We start from the raw sequence: 17,938 nt of genomic DNA, 5'->3' as shown, positions 1-17,938 counted from the left end.
AAAGTCGTTGTTGGATCTCATCGAGGTAGGCGAGTTCTTCGTCGGTCCATTCCCGGGAGTGACCGGTGTTGTCACTCATGCCGGGCCGCCTGCTGCACCAGGTTCGCGGCATCGAATGAGACCCTGGCAGAGGCCTTCACCACCGGATGAGCGTTGCACGAATTGCCCCGCCGTCATGTTCCGCGCACCGACAACGAAACCATCCAGGCCGCAGCGAACCTTGTGAGCCGGATATTGGACCGCGGCGCTGTCGCCACCTGTGAGCGCCACAGCAACGGTCGGCCCATACAGGCTGCCGACATCGCGATCGGTGTCGCGCACCGTGATCAAGCCGGCAGAACACGCACGGCCGAAACGCAGAGACGCACTGGGTGCAGAGTCGAAGTTCGTCGGTGGTCTCGGTGAGCGCGCTCGGAGCGGGCTTCTTCTCACGCTGGTGATCCCTGCTGGCGGTTCGCGGTTGGCCTTGATGTGGACGATGCGCCACAGATCTACTGGGCTCGGCGAGCATCGGCGGGTGGGCATGTCCGATGAACGCACTGTATTGCCAATTTCAGCGTGGTGGCCGCCTTTCGGGCGCTCTGCGTCTCGGGATGGAAGCTGTAGAAGGCCGTTGATGGGCGCTACCCCACAGTTTCGGTGAGTACTCCCTCAGGGTTGAGGTGCGAGGTCGCTGCGGGCTCGGCCAGATCGTCGGGCCGGCCGGAGTTGACCGGATCAGTTCTCGTCGATTACCTCGTCCAGCGCCGCTCGTGCCACCTCTATGAATTCACGATGGGCTGCCATGTAGCTCAGTCCAGTCGCTTCGGCCGCCTGTGCCCGTTCGAAAGCATCTTCGCCCGCTACTGCGTGTACCTGACCGAACTCTCGAACCTCTCGGACCAAATCAGCCTGCACTTCGATCAGTTTGCGAGCAGACTCGGCTACAGCCGAGGGGCCTTCGAGCAAGACCCTGTTCCTCCGCTGCTCAGCGTCTTTGAACAGCTGCCGCACTTCCGATACACGCGCTTGCTGCACAGGCACAGGCACAGGCTCGGTCGCGCGGCGGTCGCGGAAGTACAGCTGATTGGCGCGGTCTGCGGCGTCGACGGCATCAAGAAAGTCGAGGTAGGCGGACTGCCGACGTTCACGGCGCCATCGCAAATGCTCAACACGCACTTCCAGTGCCTGAGCATTGCGCTGGGTCAACACTTGCTGCGCCTGCAGCCGCTCCAAAGCGGCTTGCCGACGGTTCTCGGTGCGGGCCGCGATGATGGCCGTGAGCGAAGCTCCGAGCGCGGTTCCCAACACTCCTACGACCGCGACAAGAACACTAACCATGATCCCTCAGCATGCCAACATTTGTTGCGCCGCAGCGGAAATCGTCACCAGTTGTTTGGCTGAGTGTCGGTCCAACGCAGTGGGATGCCGCTGAGCGCTCGGCCGGCGCAGGTGCAAAGCTCCGGCCGGAGCGTGTGGTGTCGTCGAAGTAAGGATGCGAGCGTCTGGAACTAGCGATCATCGCGTGCGAAACCAGCCGGGATCACGACATCGCCGCATATCGTGTCAATCAGCAGCCCGCACTCGTCGTCGTGGCGAGGTCGTCGGAGAGGACGTCGATTGTGGTGGCTGTCTTGACCGGCCCGAGTCTTCGACCCTTGTGACCGGTCCGGAGAGTTGCCGACGAACTCGGGATACGGTGTGATCAATCAACCATCGTGTATCGGAGGTATCGAACGTTGGCCGCATTGGAGTTGGGGTCGGTGTTCGCCGGATACACCATCGAACGCCTCCTCGGTGTCGGCGGCATGGGCGAGGTCTACGTCGCCCGACATCCACGGCTACCCCGGTCCGACGCGGTGAAGGTGCTTGCCGCGCAGTTCACCCGCGACGACTCGTACCGACGTCGTTTCGAGCGCGAGGCCGACCTCGCCGCATCGCTGTCGCATCCCGGCATCGTCAGCGTCCACGATCGTGGGGAATCCGACGGGCGGTTGTGGATCGCGTTGGAGCTGATCGACGGCATCGATTTATCGGCGTCGCTCACCTGCTCGCCGGGCGGGTTGCCCGGTGCCGATGTGGCACGCGCGATCATGGAGGTAGCCGATGCGCTCGACTACGCGGGTGCTCGGGGGTTGATCCATCGAGATGTGAAACCCGCCAACATTCTGCTCGCCAGGACCGGCCACTACCTGCTGACCGACTTCGGGATCGCACGAATGGGACCGGAGAACTCCGACCTCACCGGAACGGGCTTGACCCTCGGCACAATCGCATACGCCTCCCCTGAGCAGATGCGGGGCCTGCCCGTCGAGCCGCGATCCGACCAGTATTCACTGGCCGCCACCGCCTTTCATCTGCTCACCGGCGCGCAGCCGTTCACCGGCACCAACCCCGTCGCGGTGATCGTGGCTCACGCCCAGCAGCCCGTTCCCAGTGTGCGAGAGTATCGGCCAGATCTCGCGCTGGCCGTCGATTCGGTGATCGGACGGGCGATGGCGAAGAGTCCGGAGCATCGTTTCCCCACCAGCAAGGATTTCGCGGCCGCCCTCGGTCACGCCCTCGCCGCGCCCGCGACCCACCGACAATCGTCAGCCGCAACAGCGGTACCGATCGCGGCGGCGGCCGACCGCTACGCAGCCACCGTCGTACGCGAGGCCCCTCTCGGGCTCGGACCCCATCGTCCGGCCCCGCCGATGCCGCCGGGTCCCGGGGGCACGGGATCACGAAACGCTCGCCGCCGCCTAATCGGAGCAATGGTGGTCACGGTGGCGCTGGTCGTCGTCGGCTTGCTGGGTGTCCGGGCATTCATGCGCGACGCGGGTGCGGAGGAAGCCGCGCGACTGCCCCGCCAACCCGTGACGCCGATTCTGCCCTCGCTCGACAAGCGGCCCGACAGCGCTATATGGACGTTGCAGGATATTCCTGGCCCTCCCGGTTCCCAGTCGGACGGCGCGTCAGCGCTCGGCGGAGATTCCGAAGTCGTCATCTTCGGCCGCAGAGTCCACCTGGCCGACGCGAACCGCATCAACTACCTCGCCGTAGTCGATGCGGCCACCGGCAGGCTTCGGGCCGGCACCGAGCCAATCGCAGTGGACACTAGCCAACGAAGCCTCAGCCGCTGTGTCGTCAGCGCAAGTCATGCGGCAGCGGCCTGTCACCTCGACAGCTCGTCGGCGCCCTCCGATGCCGTGGTGGTCGTCGACCTCGTGGCGAGCCGGATCATCGACACCTTTCCCGCCATAGGCCAGATCGACAGCCTGACAGCCGCAGATGGGCGTTTCGTATTCGTGGACAGGACGGTTCAGTCTCAACTGCCGGCCCTGCGGTCTATCAGTGAGGACGGCCGGGAACTTCCGGCGATCCGCTGGACCGATGCCAACCCGCGGTCGGGGTCGACGGCACCGCGCCACTCGATGGAAGTCTTCGACTTGGTCCGGCTGGCCGTGGTCAAGTCCGCACCCGACCCGTCGGAACCGTTGTCCAAGTGGGAGTTCCGCGTGATCCGGCTCGAAGACGGCGAAGAGGTGTTCCGGCGTGATTCCGCCGAAGAGATCGGTGACAAGGACTGGAACGTCTTCATCGACGGATTCGTCGTCGCCGACGGCCGGTCACCGACCGGGATCTACGACCGCAATGGCATCAAGACCGCGGATCTACCGAAGGGCTGGCGACCCAGCGAGCGCCCGACAACGCCGGTCGGGCAGGGGCCCGCAGAGACTTCGGTGCCGACCGCCATTCAGACGCAGGGTAATAGAACGACCTACGCGGGGATCAGCCCACGCACCGGCATCATCCTGTGGCAGAACAAGTCATTCGGCGCCGACAACAGGCCCGAGCGACTCCTGTTGCGCGGGATCGGAACACTGATCCTCACCACCGATTCGGGCCGTGTGGTGGACGCCTATACCGGGGAGTACGTGATCCCCGGCCTCGTACCGAAAGGCACCCAGCTCGGCACCGACGGCAGCCGGATCGCCGTCAGCACCGACTCGGCCCGTTCGGGCAACTCACTCGAAGTGTGGAACCGCGACGGTGAAGTCTGGGAGATCACCAGCGAGTACACACCTGTCGTGATCGGCGACAAGGTCTATGTCGGAAACCTGAGGCTCTTCTGACCAACAGGATTGGTACTGCACCGGTCGGGCGCCACCTCGACACCGCAGCTACTACGTTGCCGAGGTCTCGGCAGCCGGGGACGCGGCGGTGACATCGGCACAGGCGTCACGGCCCAGGACCGCCGACGCGGCGATGACTCCGCCACCGACCCCGCCGACGCCGACCTGGTCGAGTCCTTGCGTGCGGTCGGACCTTCTCAACGTGGGTCGTACTCAACAGCCGACCACCAGTAGGCGGTCGAATAGCTGGTGAGCTGGGACTGCGCGAACACAGCCTGGTCGGCAGGGCCGTGTGTGGCGAAATAGTCGGTGGCGGTGCCGGCAGGAGCAGGCTGCCGAAGGCGAGCGCGTAGGGGGTGACCACCCATTGGCGCTGAGCGTCGGTGAAGCCGAGATCCTGCTGCGCCGAGGGCGATGTTCACGATGGTCGCGTCGAGCACCACCGATGAGCAGCAACCACTTCGAGCCGCTCGGGCTGTGCGGAGGAAGTGCCGTCGGAGGTCTTGGACAGTGCGACGGCCGTGTGCTCGGACATCGACCACCTCTCATGTAGTACGAAGGCGTTCTAGTTGAAGGTAGACAGGGGGCTCGGAGAAACGCAGCCGTACTATTCGAGGTGCGGGGCGCGTCTCCTATCGGGCAGCGCGGGCGGGGACGCGTAGCGCGGGCAGCACGATGTCGTCGATGAACCGGGTCAGGTAGGCGGTATCGGCGAAGGAGCCGTCGTAAACCGGGCGCGTGACGAAAACGCCGAAGAGCAAGTGCGACAACAGCTCCGCGGCAGGCGGTCGCGCGGGCAGTTCGCCGCGCCGCACCGCCAGGTCGATGAAGCGGGCGAGGGCGGCCGTGTCGGGCTCGAGCAGAGCGGATCGGAGCGTGGCCGCCAACTCGGGATCGGTCAGCGCAGCGTGGTTGAGTGCGGCGACCAGTGCCGTGTCCTGTTCCGCTCGAGGCACGAACCTTTCGGTCATGGCCACCAGGTCGCCCCGCAGGCTTCCGGTATCGATGTCGCTCGCGTCGGTCGGTCCGGTCGCGCGCAGGGCTGCGGCGATGAGTTGCGGCTTGGTGGGCCAGATCCGGTACAGCGTCGCCTTGCTGCAATGTGCCCGCGCCGCAAGGTTGTCCATCGACAACGCTTCGTATCCGACCTCGATCAGCAGGTCCAGCGCCGTGGTCAGCAACTCGACCTGGCGTGCGGGTGTCAGGCGAGGTCGGCGAACGCGTGTGGTCTCGGGCAATGCGGCCTCTTCGCTGGGAAGTACGGTTCAGTACTTACGATAGCGGCCGTTATTCGGTCGGCGCGCGAGCCGGGTAGGGAAACGATCGGTCAGGACCGTACCCAACAGCGACAGCATCGCCACGACCGCGACGAGCGTTCCGAACACCAGACCGATGCGAGACAGGCTCCAATATCGGGCGGCCAACCCCACGCCGACAACGGGGATGGAGATTGCGAGATAGGCGACCAAGAAATAGCTGGACGCGATCTCGCCGCGTCGTGATGCCGGGGCCGTCCGCACCAGCGCGCCGAGGCCCTTGGTGAAGCTGACGCCCTGTCCGGCGCCGCCGACCGCCGCTGCCGCGATCAGTGCGGGCACCGACCCGACGGTCAGGGCTACCCCGATGAGCACGGCGCTCAGGGTCAAGCCCGCACAACCCAGGATCAGCGCCGCCGTCACAGGCCAGCCCCGGGCCGCGATCTGGGCGCCGGCCGACGCGGCGAAAACCGTGGAGACCAATACTCCGGTGATGAGCTTGTTGTGCACGTGCAACGACTGATTGAGAAATGTCGGCATGACCGAGGTGAACAGGCCGATCACGCAGAAGCCGGCGAAAGCTGCCAGTGCGGCCCGCAGGAAGGCGAGGCCTGTCCCGGGCGGGACCGACAGCCGCTGTACGGTGAGGCGACTATGCTGTTGTGGCGCAACGGTTTCCGCGGTTCGTCCGATCGCCAGTACGGCCAAGCCGAGTAGCGCCAGATGGACGGCGAAAACAACGCGCAGGGGCCACGGACCGTATTGCACCAGTGCTCCTGACAGTATCGGTCCGATGCCCAGCCCGCCGATATTGGTCACGCCTGCCACGACCACGGCTCGGGTCTTCCAAGACGCCGGTGCGGCCTCGGCGATCATGGTGGTCGCCGTCCCGGTGAACAATCCGGCCGACAACCCGGACAGCCCGCGCCCGAGTAGCAATTGCGCCACCGACTCTGCGGTGAGGAACATCGATGAGCTGGCTGCGGAACAGGCCAGACCTGCGAGCAGCAGCGGCCGGCGTCCGAGGAAGTCTGACCATCGGCCGAACAGAATCAGCGCAGCAATGACACCCGCCGCGTAAGTCGCGAAGATCATGGCGGAGGTGTCGATGCCGAATCCGAGTTCGGCCGCGTACAGGGTGTACATCGGAGTCGGCAGAGTTGTCCCGAGCATGACGACCGCGAAGGCCAGGCATACCAGCAGCATCGCCTTGATCGCTGGGGCGTCTTTCGCGGTGGTGGCTGCGTCTTCGATACGCGTCTCGGACGCCTGCAGGGTTCTCATGCTGGTAACACTGTTAGACGGCGGACGCTCCGTCAACGCTTATCGGCAACAGTGTGACCGATATTATGGAGCGCAGGAACTGCCGAAGTGAGGGAGAGGCTGTCGATAGATATCTTCGGCTTCCTCCGGAGGGACCCCGAACATGCGGAGCAGGTCCTCGGTGACTCGGTCGCTGGTCTCCGCATCCTGGTTCGCCCGCGTCGTCCCCGACCTCGATATCGAAGGCGCGGAGCTGGAGCGCCGGGGGCGTGCAGAGCGGGAGTGGTCGACACTTGACTGATGATAGTTTCGTGAGTGACGATACTATCAGAATATGTGAGCGGTGAGCCCGCTGCCGAAGAGCCCGGGCGGGGTCGGTGCCGAGCTGAATTATCCGAGTCGATTGCGGGTGCGGATTGTCGCCGGTCTGCACGAATTGCCGGGGTGCTGCGCGCCCAGCTCCGCGCCACCGCACTGGACACCCACGAGGTCGAGCGAAACCGCACGTGCGCAGCCTGATCCGATTGGCGAAGCTGACCGGAACCACCATGACCGAGGGCGGTGAACTCGGCAATCTGCTCCGTCGCCTCAGTGCACCGCATCTGCATCGGATCCCTGGCTTCAGCACCAGCACGGCCAGTTGGGAAACCCCGCCGCTGCGCCGGGTCGGGCATGGTTCAGCGAGGCCGGTTCGGAAAGAGCCTGGCCGGGCGATTGGTCCCGAACGTCCGCCTCGCCGACGGCCGCCGGATCGATCAGGTCCTCGGTGGCCGGTACTCGATCGTCACGACCGTCGCGAGGCCACGGACGAAGACTTCGGCCACCTGGCCTGAACATCCCATCACGGCAATGACTTTCCTCGAGTCGGTCAACGGCGTCAGGCGACCAGGCCCTGGACCTTCTTCAGCGATTTGTCGAGGGCGCCGACGAGCGAGTTCTTGAACACCCCGCCCATCGGGCCGTCGATCATGCCGCCATCGATGCTGGCCGTGATGTCGACCGTAGTGGCGGCGGCTTCGTCTCGCAGGCTGATGGCGAGTGCCAATTTGACGCCGGCCCTGGTGGTTCCGCCCATGGTGAGGGCTCGTCGCGCGTCGACGTTCTCGAAAGTCCAGTCGATGGTGACCGGCATATTCATCACGCTCGCGCCCGCGGTGGCGGTGTCGCCGCTGGCGAGCTGGGCTGGGACGGCGCTCTTCCACGACTTGTGAATCACCAGCCAATCGCCCCAGCGCGACGGATCGCCGATGACCTTCCAGACCTCATTGGGGCTGGCCTGGTAGCTGGCTGGTCTGCACGGTACGCATGTGACTCTCCTGGCCCGGAAGGTTAATTCGGCTACAGTGTATCCGAATTAGAGTAGCTCGCGCCACAGCGGAGCGGCACGAGCCCGAAGGCCAGCAAGCGCAGGCGGAAGTGGAATTCGCTTCCAGGGTCTGTGCCGGCAGATGATCGGCGACGGCGATCGTGGCGGGGAACTGCGCCGGATCGAGCTGTTGATAGAGCACTGTGAGAGTTGCGGGCTCGATGGTGGCATCGGTGCTGTGGCCCTGCGGCTGTGCGGCGAAGCCGATGGCATAGCGGGCGATCGTGGCGTAGGCGAGCCGCGGATTTCGGGGCAAAACCTATGGGTGAGCAGCATTGCCGGGCCCGCTCACGCAGGGCCGGCGACGGGGCCCGATCGGCACCTGCGCGATGAGCAGTGCGATCCCGGGGTGGCGGTGCAGGACGGAGAAGATCGCGTCCCGGCCGCGATGCAGGCGCGCTGCCAGTCCTCGCCGATCTCGTCGTCGGCGATGTCGATCTCGCCGAGGGCCCAGTCGGCCACGTGGGCGAGGAGCTCGGCGCGATTGGCGACTGCTCGGTAGAGCGCCGCGGTGCCGGTGTCGAGTCGTTGGGCGAGTATGCGCATCGAAGGTGCGTCGGCTCCCTGCTCGTCGACGGTGTGCAGCGCGGTCGTCACGATCCTGCCGAAGGGGACTCGCGGGCGGCCGGGGGGCGTCGCGCCGGCGTCTGAATCTGCAGTGCTCACACGTGCGTCCTTTGGTCGTCGACGGGGTTGGACGCATGATCAGTATATCGGTCACGATGTTGCCGGTATAGCTTGACCTGGGGGCATATATCGGCAACACTGTTACCACTATGAGTAGACGAGCAGCCGACCTCGATTCGCGCTTCGCGATCGTCGAGGGCCGCAACATCCACTACAAGCGCGCTGGGACCGGATCCCCGGTGCTGCTTCTGCACGTCAGTGGATCCTCGCTGCACTGCTTCGGCCAGGTGGCCGCGGGCTTGCCCGCATTCGACGTGATCCGCCCCGACCTGGCCGGCTTCGGTCTCACCGGGCCGCGCGGCGATCGGGACTGCCGCATCGCGGTATTCGCCGAGACGATCGCCGCTTTCCTGGACGCCATCGGGGTCGCGAAGGTCTCCGTGGTGGGCAATTCCCTGGGCGGCAATATCGCCTGGAATTTCGCGCTGGACTATGCGCACCGGGTGGACCGGTTGGTTTTGATGGATGCCATCGGCTATTCGGGCAAGTCGTTGCCGCTGGCGCTGCGCCTGGCACGCAACCCGATCGGACGCGTGCTGATCAGTCACCTGTCGTCGCGATCGGCGACCGAACGCAATTTGCGCTCGGCCGTGGGCTCACGTAAGTCGGTGGTGGACGACGCGATGGTCGATCGGGTGTACGCGATGCTGACCGGCCGGGTAACCAGCAGGCGTCCATCGACTTCGCCAACGCAGAGCAGATCGATCGCACCGCCGAGATCCCGGCGATCGGGGTGCCCACGTTGGTGCTGCGTAGCGCCTCGGTCGACGGACAGTATTTCAGCCGCGATATCACCGGCAGCCTCGAACGGGCGCATCCCAGTGGCGGTCATCTATTGCCCGACGCAGGATCCGGAATGGGTCGCGAGCGCGCTATTGGACTTTCTGACCGCCGAGTCGGCAACGCCGAAAAGGAGCCGACGATGAAGTATTTCGTAGCGCGCGGCGAAACCCGCCACCTTGATCAGCCCACCCGCGCGGAACTGCGCGGTGATTTCCTCGAATGCAGTGCCGGGACCACCTATTACGAGATGACCGGACTCTTCACCGGAGCGCACTTCACCGCGATCGCCTACGGACGTGCGGCAGCCGAGGAACTGGCGGTTATGCCGTGGCCGTCGGCGGGCGCAGGGCTGATGAAGATCGCCGTCGATGCCGGGGAGCCCCCGAATGTCGATGTGGTGCTCGGCGATATCGCCGGCTCGTTCGCCCAGACATACGGTGTCACCGACTCCACCCTGCTGTTGATCCGCCCCGATGGATACCTCGCCTCCATCGTCACTACCGACATGGGCCGGACTGTCAGTGCTCAGGCCGCCTCGATGTCGCCCGCCGTCGAAGTTCCTGCCGTGCCCGACTTCTGAGGTTGGAAATGCAATGTTGTGGCATCTGACCGTTGATTTCGGCGTCGGTTCACCATTGCATTCCCTTGCCTCCCACGACGCTGCCATCACGTTCTCGCGGGAAGCCGTCGAGGGCGGCTGGGCTCGGGCCGTCGCGGTCGATGATCGCGTGGACCAGAGCTATCCGGCGATGCCGTGCCAAGGCCTGTTATCCGCGCCGTGCCTGCCGGATTCCGCGCACATTCCGAATTTCACCAGAAAGGTCGCAAATGCCCCCTGAAACGATGTTGGCCGCGGTACTCGGCGAGCCGGGAACGATCACCACGACGCGGCTGCCCGTCCCCGAGGTCGGACCGGACGATGTCCTGGTTCAGGTCCGCCGCGCGTCGCTGTGCGGATCGGACCTCAAGATTCGCAGTCAGAAGTTCTTCGGCGGCGACGGTCCGCCTTCGGAAACCTTTGTCCCCGGACATGAATACGCCGGTGTGGTGGCCGCGGTGGGCAGCAGCATCGACGAGTTCGTAGTCGGTGATCGAGTCGTGACCGAGGCGCATCGAGGCTGTATGCGCTGCGTAAACTGCCTGTCTGGGTCCTATACCGACTGCCTGAACTACGGCAAGCTGCACAAAGGACATCGGACGCAAGGCATGACGATCAACGGCGGATTCGCCGAGTACGTCGTCAACCACGTGTCCACGCTGCATCTGCTGCCGGACGCCGTCGATTTCGACGCGGCTGTCATCCTCACCACCGTCGGCTCGGTCATGCACGCCTTCGATGCCCTCGGTTCGCTCGTTGTCGGCGCGAGCGTCGCCGTGATCGGTCCCGGCCCTATCGGACTGCTGGCCGTCCAGGTCGCACGCCAACTCGGAGCCGAACCCGTTGCCCTGATAGGCACCCGGGCCAGCCGATTGGACCTCGGCAAACAGTTCGGCGCCGACCTGGTGCTCAATTCGCGCACCGAAGATCCCGTCGCCGCCGTGCGCGATCTCACCGGCGGGCGCGGCGCCGACATCGTCCTCGAGTGTTCCGGCGCCGCGCCGGCGGTCGATCAAGCGATCCGGATGGCCAAACGGTCCGGAAAAGTCGTGCTGGTGGGTTTTTTCGAACAGCCGGTGACGGCGGACCTCAATCGTGCCGTCATGAATGGCATTTCGCTGCAAACGGTCCGCGGCGAAGGGACCGGGTCCGTGGCTCGGGCCGTCTCGCTGGCAAGCCGGGGGAGGCTGGACACCAATGCACTGGTGACACACCATTTCCCGCTCGAGGACATCGGTGAAGCGTTCGACACCTACGCCGAACGCCGTGGCGATGCCATCAAGGTGATGCTGGATGTGTCCGACGACCCGCAAGCGCCATGATCGGCGAAGTGCCCACGCAGGCCACCGAGACCGGACTGCGGCGGGCAGTCGCCGCCGCGATGGTAGACGCGGTCATGGCGTGGCTGGACACATTGACCGACCACCAGCGTTGCGCGGCGCTCTTCGATTCGCCGTTGGTCGCCGAAGCCGACGCGGAACGAGTGCGGTGGTATTACACCCCGACCGACCACGGCGGGCTGGCCCTGCGTGACCAGTCCGCGGCCCAGCAGCGGCTGGCGATGCAACTGGTCGCCTCCGGGTTGTCCGAGGCCGGGTACGCCACCGTCGCCACGGTGGTCGGTCTGGAGAACATCCTGGATCAGGTCGAAGGCTGGAAGGCCGACTGGGCGCGGGAACGTGGGCGTGATCCAGAGCTGTACTGGCTCAGGCTCTTCGGTAGGCCGGGCAACCCGGTGTGGGGTTGGCGCTTCGGCGGTCATCACATCTCGCTCAACTACCTCATCGTCGACGGCTGCCTCGTTTCGACGACCCCCTGCTTCATCGGCGCCGACCCGGCGAGCACCGCCCTTCTGGGGGGCTCGCCGCTACGGCCGCTCGGCGGGATCGAGGATGTCGCACGGAATTTGGCCCGGTCCTGCACCGCGGAACAGCGCGAACAAGCCCTGCTGCACGAGTCCGCGATCTCCGACATCGTCTCCGGCAATCGGGCTCGAGTGACCAGCGGCGACACCATGATGCATATGCAGGACCTGTGGCGCGGCCAATTCGCCGATCCCTCGCTGAACAAACTCGTCGACGACATCGATCGGCGTGCGGAAGCTGCGACCGGATACACCGAGGCGGATCACGCGGCACTGGCGATTTCGGTGCCGCCCAAGGGAATCTGCGCACGGCGTCTCGATGCCACGCAACGGAATGACCTTCGTCGATTGATCGCGCTGTACACCGGCCGCGCTCCGGCTGCCATGGCCGCTGTACACGCCGCGCGATATGCCACCGATGCGGTCCTCGACGTCACCTGGTTCGGGTGGGCGGGAGGTATGGCACTCGATGATCCCCACTACTACCGGATCCAGGGCCCGGACCTGCTCATCGAATACGACAACACCCAGCGTCGGGCCAACCACGCGCATGCCGTATGGCGGGATCTGTCCGCTGACTTCGGCTTCGACGCCCTCGCCGAACACCGAAAGCACCACTCCCACTGAGAGACCAGACCGCGAAAGAGACACTATGACGAACAATGCGAAGACCAGCCAGGCCGGATTCGCCGAGCGGCTGCGGTCCGGAGCGCCGGCCGTGGGTTACTGGGTGGTGTGCGACAACCCGGTGGCCACCGAACGTATCGCGATGACCGGCTACGACTATGTCTGCATCGACGCACAGCACGGTTTGATCGAATACCGGGGCCTGCTCGCCGGAATCACCGCGATCGACGCCGCAGGGGTTGCCGCCCTGGTCCGGGTGCAACTCAATGACCGGTTCTGGATTGCCCAGGCACTCGACGCGGGCGCCCGCGGTGTCATCGTGCCGATGGTCGACACCGCGGCCGAGGCGGAAGCGGCGGTGGCGGCGTGTCGCTTTCCGCCGATAGGCCTGCGCAGTAACGGTGCGCTGCGCGCAGGGCTGCGGATCGGTCCGTCTCCGGCCGAAGCCAACGCCGAGGTCGCCTGCGTGGTGATGATCGAGACTGTCGCTGGTCTGCGCAATGTCGCCGAGATCGTCGCCGTGCCCGGCGTCGACGCGCTCTACGTCGGCCCCTCTGACCTGCGCCTCGCCCTCGGCGGCGCCAGCCCCACCGACCCCGCGATCGACGCCGAGTTCGACGAGGCACTTCGCGTCGTGCTGAAGGCCGCCGCCGCGGCCGGAAAGGCCGTGGGCATCCATTGCCCGGACGGCGCCACCGCCGCGCGCCGCCGCGCCGAGGGCTTCAACTACGTCAGCATCGCCAATGACCTGATGCATATCGAACACGCTGCCAAAAGCCACCTCGCGCAGGTGACCGACGAACCGGTGCGACCCAGCTGACCGCCCGACTTCACAGGGACGCAACAGATTGCGTGCGAGGAGACACCTGATGGAAGCCGCCGCTGCTGCCCATCGGCGTCCTCTACGCCCCCTTCGTCGAGCGTGCCCTGGAACCGTGGTCCTACGGCACTTACGCCGGCGGGCAATCGATTCTGGTCGGCACTCCGTCCGGCGTCACCCTGGCCGCCGTAGGCGGAGCGCACCAATCCATCAAGACCCCCTCGATCGGTCTGGAACAACCGGCTGCGTCAGCTGCGAACCCGCGTTCTCGATCGATGTCGAGTGGACCCCTGTTGGCATGCCTGTCCCAGCTCGGCCGACCAGACGGCTCCTCGGCCTACCTGTGTCTGTCGACCCGGCCCGTCGACCAGCAGCTGGCCGCGGTGCCCGCGGCCCCGCGGCCCGCGCTCGCCGGCGCCGAATGTGAACCTCGCGCCCGCTCTCATGAGCTTCGAGGCTCTAGATCTGTGGGCGAAGAGGGATGATGCCGGTCGCGATGTCGCGAACGACCAAGAGCTGGGGCGCGACGCCGTTCAACATATTGGATACAGTGTTTCCGTTATAGGGGGCTGTGTCAACGTCAACGGTCCGAGGTCGCCGTCGCTCGGCTCAGATGGCACCCAGGGCGGCGTCGAGGTCCGCGGCGTCCGCCCAGGTGCCATGGAATCCCATGGAAACCCGATGGTTGAGCTTGATCCGGGCAATAGGGGCGGCCGTGAAATCCTGTGCGTCCAGGACGACGACTTCACTCCGGTCGGCGGCGGGGTCCCACCAGATCGACAGCAACCAGCCGTCGTCTTCGGCGGTCGCACCGGGACGCGGCACGAATTGCGGTTCGCTGGGCGAGGTCAGGGACCCGTCGAGGGCTTGGATCGCGGTCTCGCCGGTGCGATAGTCGTGCTTGGCCAGACCGTCGGTGAACCAGTCGCCGACGCCGCGTGTGGTGGCGTAGTAGCCGTATCGGTGCGACAGCCCGGTCCGTTGCTCGTTGATTTGTGGGAACTCGCCGAGAACGTCGGTCGCCTGGCTGTCTTTCATCATCCCGGTCGCGAGATCGAGTTCCCAACGCCAGGGCGTGGCAACCAATCGCTTGAACCACCAGTTCCAGTCCCCGCCCGGCGGCGGCGACTCGATGTCCTGTTTCGTCGGTCCGAATCGATCGGTTCGATGCCCGTCGACGACGATCGTGGTCCCATCCTGATAGGCGTTGAGGAAATGCGTTTGTGTGTAGGCGTCCGGGGCTTCGAACCACCGCACCGCGCCGGTCTTGCGGTCCAGGACTGCCCAGCGGCAGGTCTGCAAGGTCTCGGGTTCCCAAGTCGTGGACGGCAGGCCGCGAAAGATGTTCTCTACCCGCACCATGGCGGGGTTGACCAGGAAGACCGCGTAGTCGGCGGTGACGGCGTAGTCGTGGATGAAGGTCGGTACGCCGAGATCGATCTGGTGGCGGTCGAGGACTTTGCCGCGATTGTCGGCCCGGTACCAGGTGAGCGCGCCACCCATGTTGACGAAGAACAGCAGGTCGCCGTTGGCTGGATCGACCTTGTAGTGCGCGGTCATGGGTCCGATGACCTCACCGCCGAAGTCGTAACTTTGGCTGGTCGTGGCCAAAGTGTCCGGTCGCAGCTCGTGCGGAACGGCGGTCTCGCACAGTACCAGCAAACGGTTGTCATAAAGAGCGACATGGGTATTGGCGGGATTCTTGGGAGCCACGCCCGGCGGTAGCGGGGTATCGCTGCCGTGCATGAAGCTACCGAAGATGGCCTTGCCATGCTCGCGCTCGAGCTGCAGCCCCGCGGTCGCCACATACCGGTTGCGGTAGGTGGCCCGGCCGTCGCGCAGGAACACTGCGTGAACCATCCCGTCGCCGTCGAACCAGTGATAGCGGCTGGGGTCGGTAGGGCGGTAGGCCGGGCTGGTGCCGAGTCGGTAGAGGGCCCCGTTCAGCTCGGGTGGCAGTTGTCCCTCGATCTCCAGATCGAATGCCTCGCCCTCCTCGTGCCACGGCGTATACGGGCCGTTGAGAAACATGTTCGTGGGGTCCCACATGGACACCCCTCCTCACCTCATATAGTACGGAGACGTTCTATATGGAGGATGGCAAGAGCTCGGAAGAAACGCAACCGTACTATATGAAATGTGTCGTGCGTCACTGCATAGGCGGATGCCGAAATCACGGTGTTCGGTGCGGAGCAATTCACCTGCAACGCGGTTGCCCCACAGGGCATCCCATATCGCCTGGTCCAGCCACGCACAGCGTCGGCGGTCGCCGACTACGTCGAGGGCATGCTGGCCGATGCGCCGGCCTTGTTCGATGTGCGAGCAATGCAAGCCGCGCGCGTCTACAAGGTTCCGCACGACCGCGACCATGTGCTGAATCTGGTCAACGCCTACGCACGGCTGTACCGGCAGGCCGCGCAGATAGACGAATGGGTTGTTGCCACGCGGGACTGACTGTGGCCCAGAAAACGCACTACATTGCCGCGTGGCGCACTTATCCGCGCTCAGGCCCGCGGCGAGGAGATCCCTGGCACCTCTGCCTATCGCAGCGGGCCACCCCGAGACTGGTCGCTGGTGTGGGTCATCGACGTCATCACCGTCACCGTGGTCGAGGCCAAGGGAATCAAAGGTGGTTGGGTCCGCAAGCCGGCGCCCAAGAGCGAGCGCGGGTGGCGGCGAAACCTGTTGCCCGCCCACCGTGGCCCAGCGCTCGAGGACCTCACGGTTGTCGGGCACCGTCTCGGGGACATCGACGTGGTGGAGTTTGGCCACCACGGTGGTGTCGCCGAGCTTGGCGTGCCGCGCGTTCCGGGCTGTCGAGGCGTGATCGACTGCGGTCGCGGCGCCTTCGCGGAAGGTGCGTGGCGTGACCGCCTGGGTGTCGATCACGGTTACCGCGATTCCGCGCCACCGCGCCGATCTGCGCTCTCGCAGTGCCCGAGGAGGCGCAACTGTGATCAGCGCGCGTGAAGATGGGAAACGATCGTCCTCACGAAACTCGCGGGGATACGCGCGGCAGTGCCCGCGGTGGTGGAATCGCCGACGATGAGCACCCGGCCCGGGCAGGTCACGGCGATTCCCGTAGCGCCGCGACCGGGCAGGCATTGATTGCCGCGCGGGCGGGGCCGTGCTGGTCGGGCGGCAGGTCGGCGCCGTCGAAATGGTGGGTCAGCTCGGCGTCATCGTCGAGGCCGAACACCGCGGGCGCTTGTTCGCTGCACAACCCGTGGCCTTCGCAGCGGTCGTAGTCGACGGTGATCTTCATCGGCGGGTCTCCTTCTCAGGCGGGGATCAACCGCAACGGCAGGCGCGCGTAGCGGTGGATGATGTTGTTGACCGCCCACTCGGCGGGCCCGGTGACCTCGAGGCGGTCGACTTGCTCGACGAGGGCGCGCAGGATGGCTTGGGTTTCCAGGCGCGCGAGGCCTTGCCCGGCGCAGCCGTGGGTGCCGTGGCCGAATCCGAGTTGGCGGGCGGCGTCGCGGCCGATGTCGAAGGTGTCGGGGCTGTCCCATTCGCGGGGGTCACGGTTGGCCGACCCGTAGAGCACCAGCACCCGCGCGCCCGCCTCGAGGGTGGTTTCGCCCAGGCGGGCCGGGGCGGCGGCGAGGCGGGAGAACGCCCGGATCGGGGAGTGGAAGCGGACGACTTCGTTGACCGCACCCGGGATCAGTGAGGGGTCGGCTTTGAGTCGCGCCCACTGGCGGGGGTGCGTGGCGAACAGGTGCAGGGCACTGGAGATGGCGCTGATCGTGGTGTCCAGCGACGGCGCCAGGTAGTCGATCATCAGGGCCGGGCACTGGGAGCGCGGCAGGTGGCCCTCGTCCGCGGCGCGCAGGATGTCTTGCGCTGCTCCGCCGGGGGTGATCGCGCGATCGGTGGCGGTGCGCCGGGCGAAGGCCAGCATCTGCAGGCTCGCCGGCGCTGAGCGCACCCACTGGCGGTTGATCGGTCCCAGGGAGTCGAATGTCGCCGCGGCCCAACCCAACAGGTGTTCGCGGCCGTGCTCGGGCCAGCCGATCAGGTCGGGCACGATCGACATCGGCAGCGCGGTCGCCAGATCGACGCCGTCGATGTCGCCGCGCGCGGTCGCGGCTTGCACGACCGCGCGGGCTTGGGCGTCGATGTCCTCGGCCATGTACCGCAGCGCCCGCGGAGTCAGATGCGCGGCCAGTAGGGCGCGGCGGCGGGCGTGGTCCTGCCCGTCGCTGTTGAGGATGGTGCCGCGCGCGAGACGGTTGCTGACCGGGTTGAGTGCGACCCCCTGCCCGGAGCGGAAGGTGGCGTCATCGCGCAGGACCTGTTTGCATTCGCTGTAGCGGGGGAGTGCGTAGACGCCCTGGCGCGCCAGCCACACCACCGGGCCCAGTTCGCGCAGCCGCGCGTAGTGGGGGTAGGTGTCGCAGATCGCCGACCGGGAATACAGGTCGGGCTCATAGACCGGCACGTCGGGGCGTTTACGCATGAGAGTTCCTCGGGTCGGGGGGTGGGCCGGCGGCGGTGCGGGCGCCGTGTGGTGGGTGTGGGCGGGTAGTCGGCGCAGCCCCGTGCTGTTCGCCGAGCCCGATGCCGACGGC

The 17,938-nt window shown here is 66.0% G+C and carries 16 protein-coding genes and 4 pseudogenes; 9 read left to right on the top strand and 11 right to left on the bottom strand.

Annotated elements, in window-relative coordinates; genetic code table 11:
- Window positions 1–717: 717 nt before the first annotated feature.
- Window positions 718–1,320, bottom strand: a complete 603-nt coding sequence (locus ACZ6DL_RS18980) for a hypothetical protein (protein WP_466052674.1) — start codon at window positions 1,318–1,320, stop codon at window positions 718–720.
- Between the two features lie 398 nt (window positions 1,321–1,718).
- Here ACZ6DL_RS18980 and ACZ6DL_RS18975 point away from each other — a divergent pair, with 398 nt between their 5' ends.
- Entirely contained in the window at window positions 1,719–4,097 is a 2,379-nt protein-coding gene (locus ACZ6DL_RS18975; RefSeq protein WP_466052673.1) for a serine/threonine-protein kinase, read from the top strand.
- Between the two features lie 51 nt (window positions 4,098–4,148).
- Here the strand turns inward: ACZ6DL_RS18975 and ACZ6DL_RS18970 are convergent, their stop codons facing one another.
- The 7 genes and pseudogenes from ACZ6DL_RS18970 to ACZ6DL_RS18940 all read right to left on the bottom strand — a co-directional run bounded on the left by ACZ6DL_RS18970 (window position 4,149) and on the right by ACZ6DL_RS18940 (window position 8,648).
- Window positions 4,149–4,298 carry a hypothetical protein gene (locus ACZ6DL_RS18970; protein ID WP_466052707.1) on the bottom strand — a complete coding sequence of 50 codons (150 nt, stop codon included), beginning with the start codon at window positions 4,296–4,298 and terminating at the stop codon, window positions 4,149–4,151.
- A gap of 121 nt (window positions 4,299–4,419) precedes the next feature.
- Window positions 4,420–4,639: pseudogene (locus ACZ6DL_RS18965) on the bottom strand (hypothetical protein); the annotation flags it as partial.
- Window positions 4,640–4,729: 90 nt separating this feature from the next.
- A complete protein-coding gene (locus ACZ6DL_RS18960) occupies window positions 4,730–5,335 on the bottom strand; it encodes a TetR/AcrR family transcriptional regulator (protein WP_466052671.1) in 606 nt (201 codons plus the stop codon).
- Window positions 5,336–5,362: 27 nt separating this feature from the next.
- Entirely contained in the window at window positions 5,363–6,673 is a 1,311-nt protein-coding gene (locus ACZ6DL_RS18955) for an MFS transporter (protein ID WP_466052669.1), read from the bottom strand.
- A gap of 27 nt (window positions 6,674–6,700) precedes the next feature.
- Window positions 6,701–6,823, bottom strand: a pseudogene (locus ACZ6DL_RS18950) (TetR/AcrR family transcriptional regulator); the annotation flags it as partial.
- 670 nt (window positions 6,824–7,493) lie between these two features.
- Window positions 7,494–7,892, bottom strand: a pseudogene (locus tag ACZ6DL_RS18945) (type II toxin-antitoxin system Rv0910 family toxin); the annotation flags it as partial.
- Window positions 7,893–8,270: 378 nt separating this feature from the next.
- Window positions 8,271–8,648 (bottom strand): TetR/AcrR family transcriptional regulator, encoded by a 378-nt coding sequence (locus ACZ6DL_RS18940; protein ID WP_466052667.1) that lies wholly within the window; start codon window positions 8,646–8,648, stop codon window positions 8,271–8,273.
- A 110-nt stretch (window positions 8,649–8,758) separates the two neighbouring features.
- On the opposite strand from ACZ6DL_RS18940, the gene ACZ6DL_RS18935 reads away from it, so the two are divergent.
- From ACZ6DL_RS18935 to ACZ6DL_RS18905, 7 genes and pseudogenes are all read left to right on the top strand, one after another.
- Entirely contained in the window at window positions 8,759–9,595 is an 837-nt protein-coding gene (locus ACZ6DL_RS18935; RefSeq protein WP_466052666.1) for an alpha/beta fold hydrolase, read from the top strand.
- Window positions 9,592–10,032, top strand: coding sequence for a hypothetical protein (locus ACZ6DL_RS18930; RefSeq protein ID WP_466052664.1), 441 nt, complete (start codon window positions 9,592–9,594; stop codon window positions 10,030–10,032). Before ACZ6DL_RS18935 ends, ACZ6DL_RS18930 begins: the two co-directional genes overlap by 4 nt.
- Before the next feature lie 13 nt (window positions 10,033–10,045).
- Window positions 10,046–10,291, top strand: coding sequence for a hypothetical protein (locus ACZ6DL_RS18925; protein ID WP_466052662.1), 246 nt, complete (start codon window positions 10,046–10,048; stop codon window positions 10,289–10,291).
- Complete coding sequence (locus tag ACZ6DL_RS18920; protein ID WP_466052660.1) at window positions 10,281–11,372, top strand: zinc-dependent alcohol dehydrogenase; 1,092 nt, start codon at window positions 10,281–10,283, stop codon at window positions 11,370–11,372. Before ACZ6DL_RS18925 ends, ACZ6DL_RS18920 begins: the two co-directional genes overlap by 11 nt.
- 8 nt (window positions 11,373–11,380) lie before the next feature.
- A complete protein-coding gene (locus tag ACZ6DL_RS18915) occupies window positions 11,381–12,541 on the top strand; it encodes a DUF3500 domain-containing protein (RefSeq protein ID WP_466052658.1) in 1,161 nt (386 codons plus the stop codon).
- Window positions 12,542–12,566: 25 nt separating this feature from the next.
- Window positions 12,567–13,361, top strand: a complete 795-nt coding sequence (locus tag ACZ6DL_RS18910) for an HpcH/HpaI aldolase family protein (protein ID WP_466052657.1) — start codon at window positions 12,567–12,569, stop codon at window positions 13,359–13,361.
- A 50-nt stretch (window positions 13,362–13,411) separates the two neighbouring features.
- Window positions 13,412–13,782 (top strand): annotated as a pseudogene (locus ACZ6DL_RS18905) (pyruvate dehydrogenase); the annotation flags it as partial.
- 188 nt (window positions 13,783–13,970) lie between these two features.
- Here ACZ6DL_RS18905 and ACZ6DL_RS18900 read toward each other — a convergent pair.
- Window positions 13,971–15,410 carry a carotenoid oxygenase family protein gene (locus ACZ6DL_RS18900; RefSeq protein WP_466052655.1) on the bottom strand — a complete coding sequence of 480 codons (1,440 nt, stop codon included), beginning with the start codon at window positions 15,408–15,410 and terminating at the stop codon, window positions 13,971–13,973.
- A gap of 129 nt (window positions 15,411–15,539) precedes the next feature.
- Between ACZ6DL_RS18900 and ACZ6DL_RS18895 the strand changes: the two genes are divergently transcribed.
- Complete coding sequence (locus tag ACZ6DL_RS18895; protein WP_466052653.1) at window positions 15,540–15,815, top strand: hypothetical protein; 276 nt, start codon at window positions 15,540–15,542, stop codon at window positions 15,813–15,815.
- Window positions 15,816–16,428: 613 nt separating this feature from the next.
- Here the strand turns inward: ACZ6DL_RS18895 and ACZ6DL_RS18890 are convergent.
- Complete coding sequence (locus ACZ6DL_RS18890; RefSeq protein ID WP_466052652.1) at window positions 16,429–16,626, bottom strand: ferredoxin; 198 nt, start codon at window positions 16,624–16,626, stop codon at window positions 16,429–16,431.
- A gap of 15 nt (window positions 16,627–16,641) precedes the next feature.
- Window positions 16,642–17,826 (bottom strand): cytochrome P450, encoded by a 1,185-nt coding sequence (locus ACZ6DL_RS18885; protein WP_466052650.1) that lies wholly within the window; start codon window positions 17,824–17,826, stop codon window positions 16,642–16,644.
- Window positions 17,827–17,938: the final 112 nt, after the last annotated feature.

It is taken from the genome of Nocardia sp. NPDC041819 (assembly GCF_055590505.1).
The sequence above is the reverse complement of the archived record's forward strand: the minus strand, read 5'-3'. Positions and strand labels throughout refer to the sequence as shown.

Coding starts and splice junctions, on each gene's coding strand:
- ACZ6DL_RS18935 (WP_466052666.1), top strand. CDS start 8,759: ATGAGTAGACGAGCAGCCGACCTCGATTCGCGCTTCGCGATCGTCGAG.
- ACZ6DL_RS18920 (WP_466052660.1), top strand. CDS start 10,281: ATGCCCCCTGAAACGATGTTGGCCGCGGTACTCGGCGAGCCGGGAACG.
- ACZ6DL_RS18885 (WP_466052650.1), bottom strand. CDS start 17,826: ATGCGTAAACGCCCCGACGTGCCGGTCTATGAGCCCGACCTGTATTCC.
- ACZ6DL_RS18925 (WP_466052662.1), top strand. CDS start 10,046: ATGTTGTGGCATCTGACCGTTGATTTCGGCGTCGGTTCACCATTGCAT.
- ACZ6DL_RS18900 (WP_466052655.1), bottom strand. CDS start 15,410: ATGTGGGACCCCACGAACATGTTTCTCAACGGCCCGTATACGCCGTGG.
- ACZ6DL_RS18910 (WP_466052657.1), top strand. CDS start 12,567: ATGACGAACAATGCGAAGACCAGCCAGGCCGGATTCGCCGAGCGGCTG.
- ACZ6DL_RS18890 (WP_466052652.1), bottom strand. CDS start 16,626: ATGAAGATCACCGTCGACTACGACCGCTGCGAAGGCCACGGGTTGTGC.
- ACZ6DL_RS18930 (WP_466052664.1), top strand. CDS start 9,592: ATGAAGTATTTCGTAGCGCGCGGCGAAACCCGCCACCTTGATCAGCCC.
- ACZ6DL_RS18980 (WP_466052674.1), bottom strand. CDS start 1,320: ATGGTTAGTGTTCTTGTCGCGGTCGTAGGAGTGTTGGGAACCGCGCTC.